This is a genomic window from Streptococcus sp. SO4, from assembly GCF_030440055.1.
Taxonomy (GTDB): domain Bacteria; phylum Bacillota; class Bacilli; order Lactobacillales; family Streptococcaceae; genus Streptococcus; species Streptococcus nidrosiense.
Genome location: NZ_JAQFJI010000009.1, coordinates 31,966 through 52,099, shown reverse-complemented (window position 1 = coordinate 52,099; position 20,134 = coordinate 31,966). Strand labels below are relative to the sequence as shown.

The window sequence follows — 20,134 nt, the reverse complement described above, 5'->3', positions numbered from 1 at the left end:
AAGATTTCAATGTATTGAATTTTCTGAAAATTCAAGAATTTTCTTCTGTTATTCATACGAAAAATGTGCTATAATGGTAAAAACTGAAATGGGAGGGACTTGAATGACAGAATTAGATAAACGTCACCGCAGTAGCATTTATGACAGCATGGTTAAATCACCAAACCGTGCCATGCTTCGTGCAACTGGTATGACAGATAAGGACTTTGAAACACCGATTGTGGGAGTGATTTCAACTTGGGCAGAAAACACACCGTGTAATATTCACTTGCATGATTTTGGTAAGCTTGCAAAAGAAGGTGTCAAATCTGCTGGTGCTTGGCCGGTTCAATTTGGAACCATTACGGTAGCAGATGGGATTGCCATGGGAACGCCTGGTATGCGTTTCTCTTTGACATCTCGTGATATCATCGCGGACTCTATCGAAGCTGCTATGGGTGGTCATAACGTCGATGCCTTTGTAGCTATCGGGGGCTGTGATAAGAACATGCCTGGTTCTATGATTGCCATTGCCAATATGGATATCCCAGCTATTTTCGCCTACGGTGGTACTATCGCCCCTGGAAAACTAGATGGTAAAGACATCGACTTGGTTTCTGTATTTGAAGGAATCGGTAAATGGAATCACGGCGATATGACGGCTGAGGACGTCAAACGCCTCGAATGTAACGCCTGCCCTGGCCCTGGTGGTTGTGGTGGTATGTATACTGCCAATACCATGGCTACTGCTATCGAAGTTTTGGGTATGAGTTTGCCAGGTTCTTCTTCTCACCCAGCTGAATCTGCTGATAAGAAGGAAGACATCGAAGCAGCTGGACGTGCTGTAGTCAAAATGCTTGAACTTGGTATCAAACCGTCTGATATCTTGACTCGTGAAGCCTTTGAAGATGCCATTACTGTTACTATGGCTCTAGGTGGTTCTACAAATGCCACTCTTCACTTGCTCGCTATTGCCCATGCGGCTAATGTTGACTTGTCGCTCGAGGACTTCAATACCATCCAAGAACGTGTGCCTCACTTGGCCGATTTGAAACCTTCTGGTCAGTATGTCTTCCAAGACCTCTACGAAGTTGGTGGTGTGCCTGCAGTTATGAAGTACTTGTTGGCAAATGGATTCCTTCACGGAGACCGTATCACATGTACTGGTAAAACTGTCGCTGAAAACTTGGCTGATTTTGCAGACCTCACACCAGGTCAAAAAGTCATCATGCCACTTGAAAATCCTAAACGTGCAGATGGTCCGCTTATCATCTTGAACGGTAATCTTGCTCCTGACGGTGCAGTTGCCAAGGTATCCGGTGTTAAAGTTCGTCGTCACGTTGGGCCAGCCAAGGTATTTGATTCTGAAGAAGATGCTATCCAAGCTGTCTTGTCAGATGAAATCGTTGACGGCGACGTTGTCGTTGTTCGTTTCGTTGGACCTAAGGGTGGTCCTGGTATGCCTGAGATGTTATCACTTTCATCAATGATTGTTGGTAAAGGTCAAGGAGACAAGGTTGCCCTCTTGACAGACGGACGCTTCTCTGGTGGTACTTATGGACTGGTTGTTGGACATATCGCTCCTGAAGCTCAGGATGGTGGACCAATTGCCTACCTTCGTACAGGAGATATCGTCACTGTCGACCAAGATACTAAAGAAATTTCTATGGCCGTATCCGAAGAAGAACTTGAAAAACGTAAGGCAGAAACAACCTTGCCACCACTTTATAGCCGTGGTGTCCTCGGAAAATATGCCCATACCGTATCTTCTGCATCCCGTGGTGCTGTTACAGATTTCTGGAATATGGAACAATCTGGTAAAAAATAACTAAAAAAATAAGCAGTCGCTAAATGACTGCTTTTTCTAATCCTTTGTGTTATCTCGTGAAATGTGTAAGATAATTGCTCTAACTATGATTATGAAGGAGAAACAATGTTTTCACAAAATACAGAGGGATTATGCTCTACGTAGATGATGTAGCAGCTGAGAGAAACTTTTGGTCTGCTATCGGTTTTGAGGTTTTTAATCAATCTGAAATTATGAGTTTTGAAACTTTTGAAATGAAAACTCACACGGACAGTACACTGACTTTTACTGTCTACGTCAAAGACTTTATTCGTCAGGTATCGCCAGAGGTAGTTGATATGAAACCTAGCCTTCTCTTTGAGTCAGCGAACCTTCACGCCCTTCACGAACGCCTAGCTGCAATAACGGAGACCACAAGTCCGATCAACACTCAGCCTTTCCCTCACTTTAACTTTGCAAATCCAAGTGGACATTATTTCGCAGTTAGAGGAATCGAATAACAAAACAGCTCTCTGTTTATTAGCAGAGAGCTCTTATATTTTAGCGTGGTGGTAGACCAAGCGCTATGCGACCATAGCGACTGATTCGCGTAATCTTCCAAGCAGGCGACCAGGTAACTTCAACCCTGACATCTTCAATCCCTTCTATCTGTTTCAAACCTGCCACGATTTCGATGGGTAAACTTTCTGCACAGTCACAGGCAGTATCGGTGAAGGTCATGACAATTGTACAAAGACCAGCCTCGTCCAAATGAATCTCGTAAATCAAGCCAAGATTATAGACATCTAGTTCCACATCTGTATCGTAAACTTTTTCTAGCTTTTCAATGATTTGCTCTCCTAATGCTAGAGCACGATCATTGATTTTGATATCTTCTCTCATTGCATTCCCTCCATTTGTAAACTGCACCTATTTTCTCATAATTCTGACAATTTGGCAAGTTTTTCCCCATCAAGACTGGATTCGCCATAAAAACGAAAGCATAGAGATTGCCATAGTTGGTCCAAACTGCCCAAAGACCTAACAACCTAGAGCAAGAGGATATTGGCATAGGTTAGAGAGATAAACTTATACTCAATGAAAATCAGAGAGCAAACTAGGAAGCTAGCCGCAGGCTGTACTTGAGTACGGCAAGGCGAAGCTGACGTGGTTTGAATTTGATTTTCGAAGAGTATTAGAGAATGATTGAGCTTCTATGACATACTTTCTAAAAAGAAAAAGTAGAGAACAGTCATCTCTACTTTTTAAATATTATTTTGACTTCACAGGCTTATCTGCCAAGGCCTTGATAGCTGATGCTATCGTTTCTGCGTAGAGCTTAGCTCCCTCTTCTAGTTTGGTATTATCACTTCCAAAGTGAACCTGGTCCGTTCCTTTCCAGATGTCTGGATGGTCTTTAGACACCTGATTCCAGTCTGCAACCTCAATGTAAGGATACTTTTGAGCTACTTCACGCACATAGCTAGCATACTGTTCTACATAAGGCTGAGTTGCTTGAGTTTTGTCCCCTTCATAAGGTGTCACAAGTACAAGCTGATGGCCCTTAGGTAGATTTGTTATCAAAGAATCAATATCAGCCTTATAATCCTCAGGGTTATTCACTCCAGTAGCAATAACGACTATTTTAGGGAGGACTTTATTCTGACTGTGGTTGAGCATAATAGCATTGGCTTGCTTGGTATTTCTACTTACTTGACCATCTGTCTGAGCGTCTGGTAGAACCTCTTTAAGTCCAGGTGTTGCACGCAAGGTTACAGAATCTCCGATGATGGATACACCATCGGCAATATTGTAGCGACTTGCTTCTGCTTGATCCGCCATGGTTTTTGTACGGGTAATATTGGTTTGAGCTTGATTGAGGCCATTTACCATCAAATCCGTTTCAAAAGCGCCTACTTGGGGAGCAATAAGCATCACAATCAGTGTCAGCAAGCTAAGGAAACCGACGCTACCCGCAAAGATTGGTTGAATATGCGGAATTTCTTTTACCTTTTGCAATAAGCTACTGTTCTTCCCTGCAATGAAAGGTTCAATCACATAGAAAGAAAGGCTTGCAAAGAGATAAGAGAAGATAGTGGTGAGAATCACAGCTGGTAGATTGCTCATCAACTGAGAGAAAATGATATAAAACGGCCAGTGGAAAAGATAAACGGCATAGCTGGTGTCAGCTAAGAAGCTAATTACTTTTGGCTCTTCAATCGTCGGAGTTTTCTCATGCAAAAGTCGTGCTGCAACGATCATCAAAAGAGCAGCTAAACTTGCCAACAAGAAGCCAAGCAAGTAGGCAAAGAGATAATTGAATTTCACGAAGAAGGTCAATAAGAGTAAAACTCCGAGACCAGCTGAAAAAACTAACAAGGTCTGTTTCAAGTCCAAGGTTTGATTCAAACGTTTGAGAAGAGGTGTCGTATGACGGACCCCTATCAAGGTAGCTAGGACACTACCTAGGAAGAACGGATAAACATGAGTTAGACTTGAAAAGTAAAGCGTTGAGTAGGAAGAAACGATAAAGCTACCAATAAACATTGAAAGGAAGCTAACAACAAAGGTAATTGAAGATAGTAGAAAAACCATTCCCCGTAGTTGCCCACCTGTTTTGGCTTGCTTAGACATGAGCCAAATTGCCAAGCCCCACAAAATATAGTAATGAACTTCAACTGCTAAACTCCAGTTATGAACAAAGAGATGAGGAATGAACTGAGATTCATAACTTCCCCCTGTTAACATTTCATAGAAATTGGTCATAAAACCAAGGACACCAGCAATCTGACCACCAATCCCGGCTACATAATCCTGCCGAACCAAGAAAGTAAAGGGCATAACGACAAGGATCATCAAGACAACTGGTGGAAAAATCCGATAGAAACGTCTTCTGAAAAATCCTAGGATATCAATCTTACCTTTTTGTCCAAATTCTTCTAACAGGAGTGACGTAATTAGGAAACCTGAGAAGGTGAAGAAGACATCAACCCCGAAGAATCCTCCTGGAAAAATCGTCTGAAAGAAATGGTACAAGAGTACCAAGAGTAAGCCTGTAATCCTGATCAAGGAAAACCATTTAATACGCATACGAGTTTATTCTCCGTTCATTAGAGTAGTAAAAAAACCATCTAATGTTCATTCCATATTACCTTTATTTTATCAAAAAAAGAAGAAAAATCCTAAGAGAAAACTTAGGATTCAAGCTTTAGATTGATAATCTTAGAAATTACGACCTGATTTATTGTAGCCATATTTTTCAACAAAATGCTCACGGAATTCCAAGAGATTGTCATCCATAATAGCCTGACGAACCTGCTTCATCAGATTGAGCAAGAAGTAGAGATTATGGTAACTTGTCAAGCGGATACCAAAGGTTTCATCAGCCTTGAGCAAGTGACGAAGGTAGGCACGGGTGTAGTTCTTACATGTGTAGCAATCGCATTCAGGATCAAGTGGGGTAAAGTCCTCAGCAAACTGGGCATTCTTGACAACCAAACGTCCTTGGCTAGTCATACAAGTTCCGTTACGAGCGATACGAGTCGGCAAGACACAGTCAAACATATCCACACCACGAATCACTCCATCAATCAAGCTATCTGGTGCCCCTACCCCCATAAGATAGCGAGGTTTGTTTTCAGGAAGGAGTTGAGTGGTGAAGTCCAAAACTGCATTCATCTCTTCGTGAGTTTCTCCAACTGCCAACCCTCCGATAGAGTATCCTGGGAAATCCATGCTGACAAGGTCATGAGCTGACTGACGACGAAGATCTTCAAATCCTGCACCTTGTACAATCCCAAACAAACCTTGGTCATGGGGACGACAATGAGCTTTTAATCCACGCTCTGCCCAACGGCTGGTACGTTCGATTGACTTCTTCACATAATCATAAGGCTGATAAAATTGAGGGCATTCATCAAAGGACATCATGATATCTGAGCCCAGATTGTTCTGGATAGAAATAGCTTTTTCAGGTGATAGAAACATTTTAGAGCCATTGAGGTGGTTCTTGAAGGTCACCCCTTCTTCAGTAATATTTCTGCTATCAGCCAATGAATATACCTGGAAGCCACCACTATCTGTCAAGATAGGCTGATCCCAGTTCATGAACTTATGAAGCCCACCTGCTCGAGCAATCAACTCATCTCCAGGACGAAGCCACAAGTGATAGGTATTAGATAGGATAATCCCTGACCCCATCTCTTTCAATTCTTCTGGCGATTGAGTTTTAACCGTTGCTTGAGTCCCAACCGGCATAAACATAGGAGTTGGGAAGGTTCCGTGGGGTGTGATAATCTCCCCCAGACGAGCTCCCGTGTGTTTTTCTTTCTTAATCAAACGATATTTGATTGGTGAATCTGACATTTTTTACCTCCGAAGCTGGGAAAGACAGTCCCAGTTCTTACTTTGTGCCCAAGGGCATACTGTATGATTCTATCAAAAAAAACAGGAACTGTCACGAACTATGGTATAAGAATTTTGTGTTTACAATTGATTTCCGTTGCTTATCGTTAGTTGATTTTTTGCTTATTTTACTTTAAAATCATTTCCATTGATTTCTGTCATTTTTTTAAATCGTATTCATCTTCGTATTCATTTTTATACCAGATTTGCCCGCATAGTTGAGAAGGTTACAATTTAATTCTAATAGTTTGCAAAAGGACCAGTGAGTAATTTCACTGTTTTTTCTACTTTCAGAGCAAAATAAAGATATTCAAGCGAAAAAGAACGCTCCTAACCCTCTATCTATAAAGGTTTTTCAAGACTTTCAAGCGATTATCGAACGTATTTCAGTGCAAACAAAAAACCGCAACCATGCGCTTTATAAAGCTAATTGTTGATGTCAACAAGTCAATTTTCGGAGCAAACAAAAAAACCGCAAGCATGAGCCTGCGGTTTAGTGTACAATATTTTTGATTCTTTCTATTTTTATTTTATTTTGTGGTGATTAAGCCATCAGGCTCAATCGTAAATTCTGGTTTGTCTGCCATACGTCCATCTGGCAATAGCAGATACCAACCATCATTGTAGCGAACGAAGCAATCAGATTTCATGTCACCATTTGCGTCGTCACAATAATACCAGTTATCGTAATACTTGATCCAGCCGGTCTGCATAGAGCCATCACGATTGAAGTAATACCATTTGCCACTGATTTTCTTCCAGGATGTGGCCATGTAGCCATCCTTGTCGAACCAGTACCATTTACCATCAGTATGTTTAAGCCATTTTTCAGAATACATATACCCACGACTGTCGAAGTAGAACCATGACTTGTTCTCTTCTATGTACTCAAATTGATCTTTTGGATAGGAGCCATTAGCACGAACGAACCAGTATCCAGTATCGTCATTTTGCCAGCCAGTTTTGATTTCTTCGGCTGCTGCAGATGGGTTAGTCAAACGATACACATAGTAGTAAGGTCGTCCTGCATAGAGCCAGCGTTCATCATGGTCGTTTACGGAAATGCCATTATAAGCATAATTACAATGAATGATGTTATCTTCGTCGATAAACATTCCTGTATGTCCGTAAGCTCCTGCTGACGCTCCGCGACGTCCCCAGATAAAGATATCTCCACGTTGAGCGTCCCACGGAGTATTCTCAGAGATGAGTTCGTATCCGTTCTTTTTAAGCCAGTCATGTTCGTATTCAGTATTAACTGCCCAACCAGCAGATGAAGCGCCAGCGCTTCTTAATGCATAATAGACAGAGCTTGAACAGTCATAAGAGTCAGGACCGTTCCGATCATCCATACTATAAGACACTTGCCCTTTTCGGGCTTGCATCCAGGCAATAGCCGTTTCAATATTTAGTGCCATAATTACTCCCCTTTCCAGGCATCATTCATCTGCTTGACAGCTGACTCGACAAATGTGTCGAGGTCTTTGTCAGTCATGCTGATGTTATATTTGCCAAGTTCAGCACGGATTTTCGTGCGGGCTTGCTCCAGCTTCTCTTCGCCTTTGTAGCCAGTCTCAGAAGCGACCTGCTCCACGGCATTGACCGCATTTTTAGCAAGGATTTCAACAATCTTAATTGTCTTTTCTCCGCCTTTTTGAACCAGGTAGTCTTTGACCGCTTTGACTGCGATACCTGCCAAAACAGTCAAGATTCCAGTAGCTGAAGCAATAATGATTTCAGTAATTTGTTGCATGTTATTTCTCCTTTTCGTCAAAATTGTCTTTCTGGTCAATATTTACTAGCAATTGACCGAGTTTCTTAGCATTGTCTTTCTTAATTTGGTTGATGTAAGGTTTTAGGAAGTCAGGGAACGCCCAACCAATCGCTTCCCAATTCTCAAGAACAGACCCTAGATAGTTAGCGATGAAGAACATCGTCCAGGTAATTCCAAGTGGTCGAACACCAAGCGATCGTGAGTACATAGCTACTAACAGGATGACCGTGAATACTACGAAATGACGAATCAATCCCATAGTGCCGATTTTACTGTCAAACCGCTTGGTTTTGAATGCCTTGACATATCCTGTGATAATATCCAAGATCATGAGCCAAAAAAAGATATGGATGTAAGGGCTTGATGAAAGATTTTTTAGATGTTCAATTAGGTCATGTAATACTAAATCTTGCATACACACCTCCTCACTATTGAACAGGTTGAGTTTCTAGCTCGCTTTTTTGGCCTTCCCACTTCCAGATTGCAAGAAGGCCATTTCGAGATGGTCCACCTTCCAATTGTTTGAGAGATTCGCCTTTGTAAGTGAACGCCCGGTTTGTCTGAATCAAGACACGCTTGCCCTCCCCGTTCAATTCGACGTGCTCAGGATCTTCGACGACAAATATATCCCCTGGTTGATAAGCCTTGCCTTCTTCTGCAAATGGGAAGAGTTCAACAAGCTCCTTGTAGGTTGTTCCGTAGGCAATTTTCTCACCCATGATGGAATCTTGAGCCATGACACGTACTACTTTATCGATTTTATTTGCAAACACAGAAAGTCTGTCTTGTTCGCTCTTGTTTTGAACAATCTGCTGCTCAGCTTGTTCAAGTTGCGCCTGTGCTTTGACGATGGCACTGCCCGGATCTAGCTCAGCTTTTAAGATATCAAGAACCGCTTGAATCAAGACATCTTCTGATTCATTTGTACGGTCTCCTGAAAGTTCACGCATGTTCGTACTGTATCGATTGCCTTCAGATAGACGAATTTCTACCACAGTCTTAATGTTGTCTCCAAAGCCTCGTGTATAAGGTTTGCTCGCTAATTCATAATTGTTAATTGCCATTTGTCATTTTTCCTTTCACTTCTTCAAAGAGCTCTTTTAGAGCTGGATCATATTCAAGAACTTCTTTCATCGTATGTAGCTCACTTGCTACATACAGATAAAGGGCCTCGAACTTCGCTGAGTCTTGTGCGCTTGCCCCCAACTTCTTCGTTATTGAATCAAGCATCAGTTGATTTACTACGTCGTTCATGTTGTCATTCATGCTACTGTTTTCTCCATTTCTTCTATTTTTTGATTTAACTCTTGTATAGACTTAATCAAATAAGGCACAATCGCTACATAGTCGATGTGCAAGTAATCATCTGCTTTTTCAGGATTTTTGGAAATCACTGACGGAAGTATCGCCTCAACTTCTTGTGCAATCAAACCAACTTCTTCGTGCTTACCAGTACTTATGAAATCAAAGGATTTCATTTTCAATTGCTTGATTTTGTCGAGAGCAACAATGTTACTATCCACAATATTCTCTTTCAAGCGCTTGTCGGAAGCCATGTCGATATGATACTTGAGACTTCCGTCACCGACTTGATTCCACCATACAACCGAGTTCTTCCCTCCAGCTCGAGGGGTTGAACCTGTACCGTAGATTTCAGAACCATTGCGCATATAAATATCTTTATAAAACGAATTTGCTCCATAAAAGTTAACAGAGCAGGTACTTGAAAAATCAACCACTCTATGGAATGTCGCATTGTTGTTACAGTACATTTGACCGTCTAACGTGACGTACCAAGACAGTGGCCCTGATTTTCCCCAAGTGTTGCCCCAGTTAGCCCAGAAGGCTGTCTGGAACTCTCGACCTCTACCATTACTCATACCAACCTTGAATTGGTCTAACCCAGTCAACCAGAATGAACTTGGATCGTTATCATGTGTACCAATCTGGAACCCACCGATACGACCTCTAAAACCTTCAAGCAAGGTTGCAGTAACTACGACTGACCGAAGTTTATTGATAAAGGCTTCTTTAGCAGCAAGTGTGTCTGTGAAAAGGTCACTTGATACAAATCGTCTTGCCATAGCCATGTCCATGACTAACTTATCGGCAGTGATAGAATTCGTTCGTATAACATCCGCATTCAGAGTCGCGAACGTACCTTCACCAACGAATAAACGCTTGAAATAACCTTGAATAGCTGTCAATTCATCAAGCAAGGTCTTACCCTTCAATCGAATTTTTTCAGCTTCAATCAAGATCTGATTGTTGGCCGCATTGATTTGCGAAACGATAGCTCCTGCGCTGGTTAGGTTTTGGACAGCCCATGAGCCTGCCAGCTGACTCTGAACCGTGCGAATAGCTTCGTCTGTATCTTCTGGCGCAACTGAGTAATCAGATGGAGCTGAACCGCGTTCTATTTTTATCAAACCATCATTATACATACGAGCTGACACTCTAATGAAATAGGCATTGGCTGGTACAATAATTTGATTGATATTATGTTGCTTCCCTGTTGCCGTCTTATAAGCATTTGAGCCAGTTACGCGGGCATCGATAGCTTCCTTGTTCTTGTCGAAAAATTGCCAAGCCGTAAAAGCCATTCCATTCTCAGGAAGGGTTACCCAATGCTGAAAAATAATTTTTTCGTTGGGTTCTACTGAAATGAAATCAGATGTGATTTCTTTTTGTGTGCTATTTGCAACGTTAATAACACCAGCTCTACCTAAGTATCCTTTCGTTGCGGTCGAACTCAAAAATAGATTTCGTCCACTCGCTGACGCCTTTGCCACCTCAACCTGAAATAGTTGGTTAGTCACAGCCATACGAGCTACATTATCAGCAATTCCATTATCTGTACTGCCCAGAATGCGCTCGTAAAGCTGACTAGTCTCCTTGACTCTTTGGAAGTCGGCCTGACTAGCCTTCCCAGAAAGTAGAGATGATATATCTGCGAATCTGCCATCTACTGATTGCTTGTAGTTAGCAATCTGAGTAGCAATCAATCCATTTTTTGGATTGGTAATAGATTCGAACTTACGTTCAAGACCTCTCACGTCCTCTTGATGAGTAGCCTTACCGACATAATCACGAGCGACCAGCTCACGGACAGAAGTCGCTTGTTTTGCGCTTTCCTCACGAGCATAGCGCTGCAATACTTCCTGCCGCTGACCATCTTGATTGACATATTCCTGAATAGCTGACAAGTCAGTTCGCAACCCCTGAGCTGTCCGCTCAAAAGTAGCTTTAGCTTCAGTGATGAGACCGTCAGTGTCTTCAATCGCTGGACTCCAGTCTGTCGCTACATTGCCTTTCTCAATCTTTACAGCCCAGACGCTCTTGGTTGCTTCTTTGTGATAAGTGTTAACTCGTAGATGATAAATCCCTGTCGGCTTATTCCAAGTGATTTTCGTTCCTGTGGTACCTGTCTTGAGGTCCGATACAATTTGATAATTTCTGACATCCTTGTCCATAATCCAAAGAACTACGTTATCGGATTCTTTAAGTCCATCATGATGAGCTGTAAAGTTCCCGTCCGTTTTGGCAGAAATGATATATTCCTGCCCCTGTTCCATGTAAATAGACGTATTTCCTGCATACAGAATAGCGTTATCAAAATTAGCTGGCTTCCGATCTGGAAGAAAAGGTCCTTTTGAGCCTTTCAACAAGTTAGTTCCACCAACCCGTAAGTTTGAAAATTCTTCTCGCAATTTCCCGGCTTCTGCTGTGACCAGAGTCTTATCTGCCTTGTCCTTGGTTGCGTTCAGGATTTCTTGTCGGATAGATCCAGCCCGCACTTCAAATTCGGCCAGGCTCAACATCTGATTTAGCTTGTTCTGCGTGCTTGCTTCCAAACTCTTCACGGACTGCCTGATATTTTCAGCAGTCACGTTGAGTACGCTTATATCCGCCTTGGTTCTTAACCCTTCAGTCAGACGATTCACCCCGGCATCTAACGAATCTGCACGCTGTCTGAAGTTGGATTCAACTGCTGAAATCTGACCTTCGATGTCTTCAGGAGCTTCTGAATAAGAAGTGTCTACATCGCTTATTTCAAACTTCGGCATCCAAATCCAAACGGTTCCTTCTTGGTTTAAATTGAACAACCATTCGTTTGTTGAGAATTTAGACTCGTTCGTCCAACTTTTTGGAATATGAACAACATATCGTTTAATTTCGGTCGACAATATCACATTTCCGGTTTTATAATTGATATTCCCTAATCGAGATCTTAGCATTATTCCATTTTTACTTGCCTTGGCATAAAAACTAATTGTCACATCTTGATTAGTTGTACTTCCGGGAATTACTTTTCCAAACTGCCAAAAAGCTGGATAAGTAATCTTAGGATTACCTCCGTCTCTTCCGGCTGGATTTTGACCTATAATTTTAAGAGCGTTGTGTCCAAGATACTTATTTTCGCTATCGATAGTAGCCGTATATGTACTCGTCGTCCAAATACCTGTTTTTGAAATATCCTGCTTGAAAAGCGAATTCAAGAATAGATTTCGGCCGGATGCCTGCACACTAGCCAGCTTACTAGCCAGCTGCTCGGCTGTTTGTGTGAGTTCTGACTTGCTTGCCTTCCCGTTGGCCAAGTTGGTCAGCTCTGCCAGTCTCTGCGTCGTCGTCTCTTCATAAGTCGCTTGTGCCGTCTTCACACCAGCCAATTCTTTTTTTGTCTGGGTAAGTGCTTCAACTTGCTTGGCAATCTCAGCTGTAACCTGTTCTTGCTTCGGTCGAATATCATTCGCGATGGTCCGTTTCAGAACGTCCAAATCACCAGACAGAGCCGTCTGGGCACTCGTAGCTTGTCTCTTAAACTCCTCAAGTTTGGCAATAGAATCCAACCCAATCCGCTTGGCTTCCTGAGCGAGTAAGTTGCTTGCGCCAGCCTTCTCTAAAGCTTGGTCTGTCAACACTTGAACAGAATTAGAAATTGATTCAGAAAATTGACTGATTGTTTGATCAGTATAATTTATAATCTCTTGCTTTGTTTCTTCGGCTTTGGCCTTGATAGCATTCACGTCATCTGTGAATTGGTTGACTAACTCCTCTTTACGTCTGTCAAATGAAAGGTCAGCATTCTTGAGCTCTCTTGCTAACTGCCGTTCAAAATTGCCTTGAAATTGTTGCGCTTCACCCTTAACAGCATCACTCACTGCGTTGCCAATCGCATTTGCAAGTCCGGACTGGAACTGACCGAAACCAATAGATTTCAGTTTCTTGGCCATCGGTGAGTAAGTGTATTTAGTAATCTTCTTACGCACATCCAGATTGTAGACATCGTGAAATAAACTCACAATATCAAACATCTGGACAGGCACATCACTCTGACCGACAACCTCAAGCTCAAGGCTATCTTCCATCATGTCGCAGAGTGTTGTTCTGAAATACTGCTTGCCATATTCTCTAAGGCTTGCTTCGTCTTTCACGTCCTGGTCATTAACCTCAATCACATCTTCGTAGATTTGACTATACTTGTTAATGAGTGGACTATCAATTGTGACTGTGAAGGTGCGATCAGGCGCTTTCTCACCCTCACCCTTGACAGTTGTCGTGAAAGTAATTCGAGTCTTCAAAGACTTAGTAGACGTCTTGTGTTGATAGCTAGAAAGGTTTTTCTTATACATAAAAAGCGATTCATTCTCTGAACCGCCATTTTTTAAAAGTCGAACCTGGTAGCCATGGCGAACAAGGTCACCACCCCACTGACCAATAATAGAGTGCTTATCTTTCGCAAATGCCTCCATAGCATTCTTGGAGCCAACATTGAAGGTGTGCCTATCTTCAATATCCGAGAAGAACGAGAACGGATTATCACGAGTGATGCTTCCAGCGAAGCGACTCAAGGCAGTCGAACCAGTCTGCCTATCCAAAGAAATCGGATTGACCACATAGTTATTCAAGAGAGTGAATACTTGATTCGCATAGACTTGAATATAGCCGTGCTTCTTCTCAACCTCAAAAATGACGAAATCCTGCTCACCGTGTAGGTCATCAGCCATTAAGAATGTCTCTTCCTTCAACTTCTCCCACAATGGATCGGATGTCGGAAATCGGAAACTCAATTGATAGGTGCTATTGTCCTCTTGAACAATTTCATCAGCATAAGCAGTATTCAGAGGCATATTCCCATTTGTTAAATAAATCAAATCTTATACCTCCAATTCGGTCTAATAGTAATCTTACGGACGGTTCCAGTAAATGAAACACCAACCTTACCAGTCGGAATTTCTAAGAACCCTCCACGCTTTCGAAGCGTGTTCTGAACTGCACCAGTAGCGTTATAGATGTTCTGCTTGCCCTGTCTACAATCAATCGTAGCTTTTGTCTTAATCGTTAGATACATGGTCTTCCGACCAATCGTGAGAGAGATGTCACCATCCCCCTCGACTTCAATGATTGGTTCCGAATAAATCGTCCCAAGATTATTGATTGTACCAGATGCAGTAAGAACCACAGGATCTACGCTCTTCTGGTATCGGAAGGGTTGAATATCTAACTTGATTTCTAACTTCCAAGCATGATTTCCAAAAGGTACAAAACTAGCAGTCACAAAGTTAGCATAAAACAATGAGCCAAGCTGATAGCTAAATTCCAAAACATTATCATTCGATTGAAACTTATCAAGAATACTTGAAATCTCAACCATTTTTTTTACGTGTAGAATGAAGGTCCTTTCGTAACTGTCGAAAGAACCGTCTAATACACGATAACTGCCATTGACTCCATAAAGGTCAGCCTTCTCTCCCTTCGGCTTAGCAGCCTCCACCTTCCCAAAGTCTGTCACAACACAACCAGGAAGGCTTGATGTATTAAAACCGTTGATGATTATATAATCCATTAAATCCCTCCCCTCGCATAAATAGCACCGTGTTGTTCATAGGTCTTGAGTGAGATAATGTCATTATCTAGGTAGACATCTGACGATTTTTCAAGGATAGCAGTAAGGATTCTCTCCATACTTGCTCTCAGAATCGCTATCTCAGACACGGTTTTACTCTCATGTGCTTCAAATTGAGCCGACGGCATAGCTAACTGTGCCTCAAGACTTTTTGTAACTGAGGCAGAGGAATTCAGATCCAGACCATCTCCTGAAAATACATCTGAAATTTCTTCAGCCATGCCTCCGACCGTTTGCTTAACATCCTTAAATTGATCTTGCAATCCTTGGTCTAACCCTTTCATGATTGCATTACCTGCAGGTATCAACAATTTACGGTCATATTCGATAGGTCCTTTATGGTCAGCAATCCAACCAGCAATACCACCAACGAAGTCAGTTACAGAAGACCACACCGACTGCAATCCATCCAAGAACCCTTGTAAGATTGCTTGACCAGCACTGAAAAGATTAATGTTCCACAACTGATCAAAGAATTCAGTCACATTGCTTACAAGAGTAGAGACAGCATTAGACATAGTATCCCATGCACTCTGTGCCCCTGATACCAGACCATCAATGATGCTAAGTACGCTAGCTTTTAAAGCTTCCCATGCAGAACTTGCTACACTCTTAATAGTTTCCCAAATGTTAGACAATATCTGAGAAAATCCATCAAAGATAGCTTGCCCTGCAGAGGACAATCCATTCCAGGTTGATTCCCCAACGCTCTTGATTGCGTTCCATGCAGTTTCCCAATCCCCATTGATAACTGCCAAAACTGCCGTAATGATTCCACTAATAACGTCCATAGCTGTCTGAATAGCAATCTTAATCAATTCCCAAACAGTCGTAACAACCGTGCAAATATTGTTCCATGTTGTCTCAATAAAAGGAGCAAGGATATTCATTGCGGTTTCAATAATAGATTGAATAATCGGCATAACGGTCTGAATGACCATTTGAATAGCATTCCAGACAGTTTCAAATGTCTGCTGAATCAATCCTTGATTTTCAGACCACCAAACCGAGATACCATCCCAGACAGATTTGATAAAGTCAACAACCGATTGAATGATAGGCGAAACAAACTCAACCATTGCATTCCATGCAGTAGTAGCCGCTTCAACCATACCATTCCATACTTCAGTTAAAATTGGAGCAATCGCTGACCACGTCTCAGAGAGCCAAGACATAAAATCTTGAAGAATTGCCTTCCCAGTTTCTGTTTGAGTGAAGAACCAAGCTAATGCAGCAACTGCTGCTGCAATCCACCCAACAAGAGGAATTGACGAAATAGCAGCCATTGCTGAAGTCGCAAATCCTGAAATTGCCGTCTGAACAATTGTAAAGATTCCTGGTAGGCCTCCCAATCCTTGAACGAATGTAGCAATTTTAGCAACGGGAAATCCAATACCTAGAGCTACTACAGCAGACTTGAGCAAATCTGCTGCTAACTGATTTTCTTTGAAAAAACTCGTAATTTCCTTAATGATCCCTGTAGCTTCTCTTAAAAATCCCGTTAATGCCTCAAATGCGAAACCGAGCAGGTTTACTCCCTGCTCTCCATCCTTGATTCCTAAAAGATCACCAACGAAATCCCCGATAATGCTTAATACATCACCGATTGCAGAACCAATGTTCTCAAAAGTAACTCGAATATTGTCTGCAATATTGATAATTTGATTCGCTGCATCCTCACTAAAACCAAGTGCATCTAATATCTCAAAATTCGCCTCTTTATCCATAGACCCAAAGATCATATCAAAGAAAGTTTCGAAAATACCTGTCACATGTGAAACTTGATCAAAAACAGCACTACCAAAAGCATCTCCAAAAAGTTGAGAAGCAATATCACTGAGTCCGTGTGTTAAAACAACACCTAGCCCTGATAAGATATTGCCAACCATTGGTAAGAAATTTCCGAATAGAAAGGTTTTGGTAGTTTCTAACAGTGATTGCAGAGCTGGCGTTACATTTTCACCAATTGCTATCTTACCTAGCACATTTTGAGCTGCCGCCTTCATGGATTCAAAAGATCCACTAAAAGTAGAAGCAGCCTCTTTAGCAGTTGTACCAGTGATGTCGAGATTTTCTTGGATAGCATGGATGGCATTATAAACATCCGAAAGATTGTTAATGTCGTACTTAACACCCGTCAGTTTCTCTGCATCAGCTAAGAGCCGTTGCATTTCTTGCTTTGTACCACCGTAACCAAGCTTCAAGTTGTCAAGCATGGTGTAGTTCTGCTTAGCAAATCCTTGATAAGCCATCTGAATGCTCTCCATAGATGTACCCATCTTGTTCGCATTATCTGACATATCAATCATGGCCATGTTTGCTGTTTCAGCAGCTTTATTAGTGTCACCACCAAGAGATTGCAAGAGGCTAGCTGAGAAGCCTGTCACATTTTCCATATAGGCATTAGCTGACAAACCTGTTGTTTTGTAGGCCTCATTAGCATATCCCTTCACCTTGTCAGCAGAACCTTTGAATAGGGTTTCGACACCTCCGAGCGATTGCTGAAGCGCTGCACCTTCACTGATTGCTGCCGAAAAGGCCTTGCCAATCCCTGCTGCTGCAATAACCTTTGTCATAACACCAACAAGACTAGAACCCAATGACTGTCCAGCACTTTGTCCTGCTGCACTCGCTTCAGGATCAAGGATTGATTGGATTTTACCAGTAATACCTCTGGCTGATGGTATCAATTGTACATAAGCTTGTGCTATTTCTGTCGCCACTAATCCTCACCTCCTATCTTTTCTAGAATTTGCTGACGATATTCTTCAAAGTCCTCACCAGAATCAAAGATCATCTCCTTACTTTCTTTAGCTTTAGTTTTACCTGCCAGCTCCTCTGCAACCATTAATGGTTTGTTGATTCCTTTCTGACCGTCTGTTGTTTTAAACCAAACAAGAGCAGAAAGCCTATCAAGCACGCCTGCAAGCAAAAAGGTTTCAAAAGGAACTTTGCTATTGGTCATTGCTAGTTTGATCCGTGAATCATCTCTCAGGCCAAAAGCAAAAACAGCTACCTGATCAGCAGGTAACTGTCTGTAATCAAAAATCCCATATGTTTCAGCTAAATCACAAATAAGAGCATCTTCATCTGTTTGAATCATTCTAGCAAGGAGCGCTATTTTTTTAACTGGTTCTTACTTGTGAAAATCTCAGTAATCTCTGCTCCCATTTTATCCAAAGGAACAATGCCATCCGCAGTCCGCACATGGTTTTTCAAATCCTCGGATTTGTCACCAAGCATAAGTTTGACCACTTTTGGTAAAACTGCCGGATTTGTATCTACTTCTGCAATAACTTCAAGCAACTCATAGTTTTCCAAGCGCTCTTTTGTGATTTCAAAAGCAAATCCGGTTGAAGTCACACCACGGATTGTTTTAATCTGTGGGGTTGCTCCGTTATTTTTTTTCTTACGATTTCGTCTTGACATAGTTAAGCTCCTTTGATGTATTCATAGTGTGTGTCGTCAGCAGCGTTAGGGAAGGCAGTTACTGTCGTACCATATCCGAGAACACTTCCATCGTTATAAGTGATTTCATCGATGGCAGTTACTTTTCCTGAAGGGATAACAATACGTTTAAGTACACCACCTTTTAGAACCGTTTCGATTACAAGGCAATGATGTGGCAATTCTTTTGAATTTGCCTTAATGGTAATTCCTGATGACAAGTCCCCAGATACATTATCTGATCCATAAACTTCCTTCAAAACTTCCACATTCAATGCTTCAATCAGCATGTATTTGAAAGTGTCTGTCTTTTCCTTTTGAACCGAACTTACAACGACGCCACCCCACGCCTTAATATTTTCTGATTCTGGGGAGTTGCTATTGGTCATACCATCTTCTGAAATATAACCAAGCGCTTTAAACGCATCATCTAATTTTGTAGTTGCGTCTGTTGGAAGTGCTGTTCCAAGAGGTGCAGAATAAACCGCACCTCCAATTTTAGGTTTTGCAGTCGTGACATTTGCTTCTGTTGCCATTTAATTTCTCCTTTTAAAAATAATTAATATCAAATATGGCTTGGTATCGATATTGTTTTGTTTCAGTGTCTGTAAAGTTGTAATCGCTGTTTAAGTGGACACCACAGATTGAATCTAATTCAATCAACTCTTTTACAGCATTTTTCACTTTCACATTAAGCTCCGCAGCTTTCTGCATAGTTGGGCCATAACTTTGGAAAGCAAAGGTCGCACTACTAGAGTGATTACGCTCCTTCCCACCTGTCTTTTGAATAATGACAAAGCTATCGGGAGCCTCAGCTTCGTGCTCAAAAAATGACGGTACCTCTAAATGACCGTCAAGATATTTCTTGATAATAATTTCAATCATCTAATGCACCGCCTTCAACAAAGTGTTATTTTTCAAATTATCCCTTTTTGCTTTTCGCGTAGCTGGATAAATCATAGCATTGGCCCTTGTCTTACCAACGTGACTATCTTGTTCATAGCCAGGACCACATCTTTTTTTAATGACCGTTGCTTCTTTGTTCAGAATATCCTGAATCTCTTTGGATTTCAAAAGAGCTCCTACACCCGCACCGATAAGCTTGACTTTGAGATTACTCATACGCTTCAACCATCACTTTCTTGTTCCAGTCCAAAGGCATCATGGCTTCAATGCCTTCTAACGGAAAGCCAATCGTGCGCCATTTTCGCCCAAAGAAACGAACCTCACGGTCTTTCCACTCGTTCTGGTCACCTTTTGGGATTCCTAGCGTATAAGAAGCCTTCTTTCCGGTCAGATTGAGCTGATTAGTGACATCTTCTGTTGAAGCTGGGACAACCAGAACATTTTCTACTTGAATTTCAGTATTCTCATAGATTGGATGCCCAAAGTCATCCCTACCATTCTTGGTTTTCCCAATCAAAGTTACAGTAATTCCTTTAATCCGTCCCATAGATATCAATCACCCCATATCTTTGTTTTTTGAGACCTAGACGTTTCAATTCAGAGTCCTTGATGAAGAGACCACCTCCAGGGACTAGATAAGAACCACTCACTGAGTAGCCCAAGGCGCTTTCAGCAAATTGAGTCACCGGCTCCTGGTCAGTTGAGGTCATCAACGTGCGAGCTACCACATCAACGGTGACGGACTTGACCACCATAGCAAAAGATGGATCAGTAGCCACTAACCCATCTAAATCCTTGCCAACTTTTTTAGCTTCAACTCGAAGAGAATGAGAAACAACTTCCAACAGCGCCTCGGCTCGTTTTTCCTCATCGAATTTCAACGTTCGCCACAATTTTTTCAAATCTTCTACTGTTGCAAAGTTTTCCATTT

General features: G+C 41.8%; 20 protein-coding genes. 2 read left to right on the top strand and 18 right to left on the bottom strand.

Translation table 11 applies throughout. The features are described from left to right. Positions 1 to 103 precede the first annotated feature (103 nt). Both ilvD and PCY08_RS06705 read left to right on the top strand, forming a co-directional pair. Entirely contained in the window at positions 104 to 1,807 is a 1,704-nt protein-coding gene (gene ilvD / locus PCY08_RS06710; protein ID WP_248035870.1) for a dihydroxy-acid dehydratase, read from the top strand. Positions 1,808 to 1,938: 131 nt separating this feature from the next. Next, positions 1,939 to 2,286 carry a glyoxalase gene (locus tag PCY08_RS06705; RefSeq protein WP_301559862.1) on the top strand — a complete coding sequence of 116 codons (348 nt, stop codon included), beginning with the start codon at positions 1,939 to 1,941 and terminating at the stop codon, positions 2,284 to 2,286. Between the two features lie 40 nt (positions 2,287 to 2,326). On the opposite strand, the gene PCY08_RS06700 is transcribed toward PCY08_RS06705, so the two are convergent. The 18 genes from PCY08_RS06700 to PCY08_RS06615 all read right to left on the bottom strand — a co-directional run bounded on the left by PCY08_RS06700 (position 2,327) and on the right by PCY08_RS06615 (position 20,132). Further along, positions 2,327 to 2,668 carry a metal-sulfur cluster assembly factor gene (locus PCY08_RS06700; RefSeq protein WP_049530778.1) on the bottom strand — a complete coding sequence of 114 codons (342 nt, stop codon included), beginning with the start codon at positions 2,666 to 2,668 and terminating at the stop codon, positions 2,327 to 2,329. A 369-nt stretch (positions 2,669 to 3,037) separates the two neighbouring features. Beyond that, positions 3,038 to 4,855: an acyltransferase family protein gene (locus PCY08_RS06695; RefSeq protein WP_301559861.1), complete on the bottom strand. Its 1,818-nt coding sequence runs from the start codon at positions 4,853 to 4,855 to the stop codon at positions 3,038 to 3,040. Between the two features lie 132 nt (positions 4,856 to 4,987). Beyond that, positions 4,988 to 6,130 (bottom strand): tRNA guanosine(34) transglycosylase Tgt, encoded by a 1,143-nt coding sequence (gene tgt / locus PCY08_RS06690; RefSeq protein ID WP_301559860.1) that lies wholly within the window; start codon positions 6,128 to 6,130, stop codon positions 4,988 to 4,990. 569 nt (positions 6,131 to 6,699) lie between these two features. Further along, entirely contained in the window at positions 6,700 to 7,587 is an 888-nt protein-coding gene (locus tag PCY08_RS06685; protein WP_301559859.1) for a peptidoglycan amidohydrolase family protein, read from the bottom strand. Positions 7,588 to 7,589: 2 nt separating this feature from the next. Next, positions 7,590 to 7,922 (bottom strand): phage holin, encoded by a 333-nt coding sequence (locus PCY08_RS06680; RefSeq protein WP_301559858.1) that lies wholly within the window; start codon positions 7,920 to 7,922, stop codon positions 7,590 to 7,592. 1 nt (position 7,923) lies between these two features. Beyond that, complete coding sequence (locus PCY08_RS06675) at positions 7,924 to 8,358, bottom strand: phage holin family protein (protein WP_301559857.1); 435 nt, start codon at positions 8,356 to 8,358, stop codon at positions 7,924 to 7,926. Between the two features lie 13 nt (positions 8,359 to 8,371). After that, positions 8,372 to 9,007 (bottom strand): hypothetical protein, encoded by a 636-nt coding sequence (locus PCY08_RS06670; protein WP_301559856.1) that lies wholly within the window; start codon positions 9,005 to 9,007, stop codon positions 8,372 to 8,374. After that, entirely contained in the window at positions 8,997 to 9,197 is a 201-nt protein-coding gene (locus PCY08_RS06665; RefSeq protein WP_301559855.1) for a hypothetical protein, read from the bottom strand. Before PCY08_RS06665 ends, PCY08_RS06670 begins: the two co-directional genes overlap by 11 nt. An 8-nt stretch (positions 9,198 to 9,205) precedes the next feature. Then, the gene (locus tag PCY08_RS06660) at positions 9,206 to 14,098 is read right to left on the bottom strand and encodes a phage tail spike protein (RefSeq protein WP_301559854.1); all 4,893 of its coding nucleotides are present in this window, start codon (positions 14,096 to 14,098) and stop codon (positions 9,206 to 9,208) included. After that, positions 14,095 to 14,790: a phage tail protein gene (locus PCY08_RS06655; protein WP_301559853.1), complete on the bottom strand. Its 696-nt coding sequence runs from the start codon at positions 14,788 to 14,790 to the stop codon at positions 14,095 to 14,097. The genes PCY08_RS06660 and PCY08_RS06655 overlap by 4 nt, the downstream gene beginning before the upstream one ends. Further along, positions 14,790 to 17,573 (bottom strand): PblA, encoded by a 2,784-nt coding sequence (locus PCY08_RS06650; protein WP_301559852.1) that lies wholly within the window; start codon positions 17,571 to 17,573, stop codon positions 14,790 to 14,792. Before PCY08_RS06650 ends, PCY08_RS06655 begins: the two co-directional genes overlap by 1 nt. Beyond that, the gene (locus PCY08_RS06645) at positions 17,573 to 17,953 is read right to left on the bottom strand and encodes a DUF5361 domain-containing protein (RefSeq protein ID WP_301559851.1); all 381 of its coding nucleotides are present in this window, start codon (positions 17,951 to 17,953) and stop codon (positions 17,573 to 17,575) included. The genes PCY08_RS06650 and PCY08_RS06645 overlap by 1 nt, the downstream gene beginning before the upstream one ends. Before the next feature lie 14 nt (positions 17,954 to 17,967). After that, positions 17,968 to 18,231 carry a hypothetical protein gene (locus PCY08_RS06640; protein WP_301559894.1) on the bottom strand — a complete coding sequence of 88 codons (264 nt, stop codon included), beginning with the start codon at positions 18,229 to 18,231 and terminating at the stop codon, positions 17,968 to 17,970. A 50-nt stretch (positions 18,232 to 18,281) separates the two neighbouring features. Beyond that, positions 18,282 to 18,833 (bottom strand): phage tail protein, encoded by a 552-nt coding sequence (locus PCY08_RS06635; protein ID WP_261064890.1) that lies wholly within the window; start codon positions 18,831 to 18,833, stop codon positions 18,282 to 18,284. A 13-nt stretch (positions 18,834 to 18,846) separates the two neighbouring features. After that, positions 18,847 to 19,182, bottom strand: coding sequence for a hypothetical protein (locus PCY08_RS06630; protein ID WP_301559850.1), 336 nt, complete (start codon positions 19,180 to 19,182; stop codon positions 18,847 to 18,849). After that, on the bottom strand, positions 19,183 to 19,419 hold the full coding sequence (locus tag PCY08_RS06625) for a hypothetical protein (RefSeq protein ID WP_301559849.1): 237 nt from the start codon (positions 19,417 to 19,419) through the stop codon (positions 19,183 to 19,185). Next, positions 19,412 to 19,750, bottom strand: coding sequence for a hypothetical protein (locus tag PCY08_RS06620; RefSeq protein WP_223141106.1), 339 nt, complete (start codon positions 19,748 to 19,750; stop codon positions 19,412 to 19,414). The genes PCY08_RS06625 and PCY08_RS06620 overlap by 8 nt, the downstream gene beginning before the upstream one ends. Beyond that, complete coding sequence (locus PCY08_RS06615) at positions 19,737 to 20,132, bottom strand: phage Gp19/Gp15/Gp42 family protein (RefSeq protein WP_301559848.1); 396 nt, start codon at positions 20,130 to 20,132, stop codon at positions 19,737 to 19,739. Before PCY08_RS06615 ends, PCY08_RS06620 begins: the two co-directional genes overlap by 14 nt. Positions 20,133 to 20,134: the final 2 nt, after the last annotated feature.

Coding starts and splice junctions, on each gene's coding strand:
- ilvD (WP_248035870.1), top strand. CDS start 104: ATGACAGAATTAGATAAACGTCACCGCAGTAGCATTTATGACAGCATG.
- PCY08_RS06705 (WP_301559862.1), top strand. CDS start 1,939: ATGCTCTACGTAGATGATGTAGCAGCTGAGAGAAACTTTTGGTCTGCT.
- PCY08_RS06700 (WP_049530778.1), bottom strand. CDS start 2,668: ATGAGAGAAGATATCAAAATCAATGATCGTGCTCTAGCATTAGGAGAG.
- PCY08_RS06695 (WP_301559861.1), bottom strand. CDS start 4,855: ATGCGTATTAAATGGTTTTCCTTGATCAGGATTACAGGCTTACTCTTG.
- tgt (WP_301559860.1), bottom strand. CDS start 6,130: ATGTCAGATTCACCAATCAAATATCGTTTGATTAAGAAAGAAAAACAC.
- PCY08_RS06685 (WP_301559859.1), bottom strand. CDS start 7,587: ATGGCACTAAATATTGAAACGGCTATTGCCTGGATGCAAGCCCGAAAA.
- PCY08_RS06680 (WP_301559858.1), bottom strand. CDS start 7,922: ATGCAACAAATTACTGAAATCATTATTGCTTCAGCTACTGGAATCTTG.
- PCY08_RS06675 (WP_301559857.1), bottom strand. CDS start 8,358: ATGCAAGATTTAGTATTACATGACCTAATTGAACATCTAAAAAATCTT.
- PCY08_RS06670 (WP_301559856.1), bottom strand. CDS start 9,007: ATGGCAATTAACAATTATGAATTAGCGAGCAAACCTTATACACGAGGC.
- PCY08_RS06665 (WP_301559855.1), bottom strand. CDS start 9,197: ATGAACGACGTAGTAAATCAACTGATGCTTGATTCAATAACGAAGAAG.
- PCY08_RS06655 (WP_301559853.1), bottom strand. CDS start 14,790: ATGGATTATATAATCATCAACGGTTTTAATACATCAAGCCTTCCTGGT.
- PCY08_RS06645 (WP_301559851.1), bottom strand. CDS start 17,953: ATGATTCAAACAGATGAAGATGCTCTTATTTGTGATTTAGCTGAAACA.
- PCY08_RS06635 (WP_261064890.1), bottom strand. CDS start 18,833: ATGGCAACAGAAGCAAATGTCACGACTGCAAAACCTAAAATTGGAGGT.
- PCY08_RS06630 (WP_301559850.1), bottom strand. CDS start 19,182: ATGATTGAAATTATTATCAAGAAATATCTTGACGGTCATTTAGAGGTA.
- PCY08_RS06625 (WP_301559849.1), bottom strand. CDS start 19,419: ATGAGTAATCTCAAAGTCAAGCTTATCGGTGCGGGTGTAGGAGCTCTT.
- PCY08_RS06620 (WP_223141106.1), bottom strand. CDS start 19,750: ATGGGACGGATTAAAGGAATTACTGTAACTTTGATTGGGAAAACCAAG.
- PCY08_RS06615 (WP_301559848.1), bottom strand. CDS start 20,132: ATGGAAAACTTTGCAACAGTAGAAGATTTGAAAAAATTGTGGCGAACG.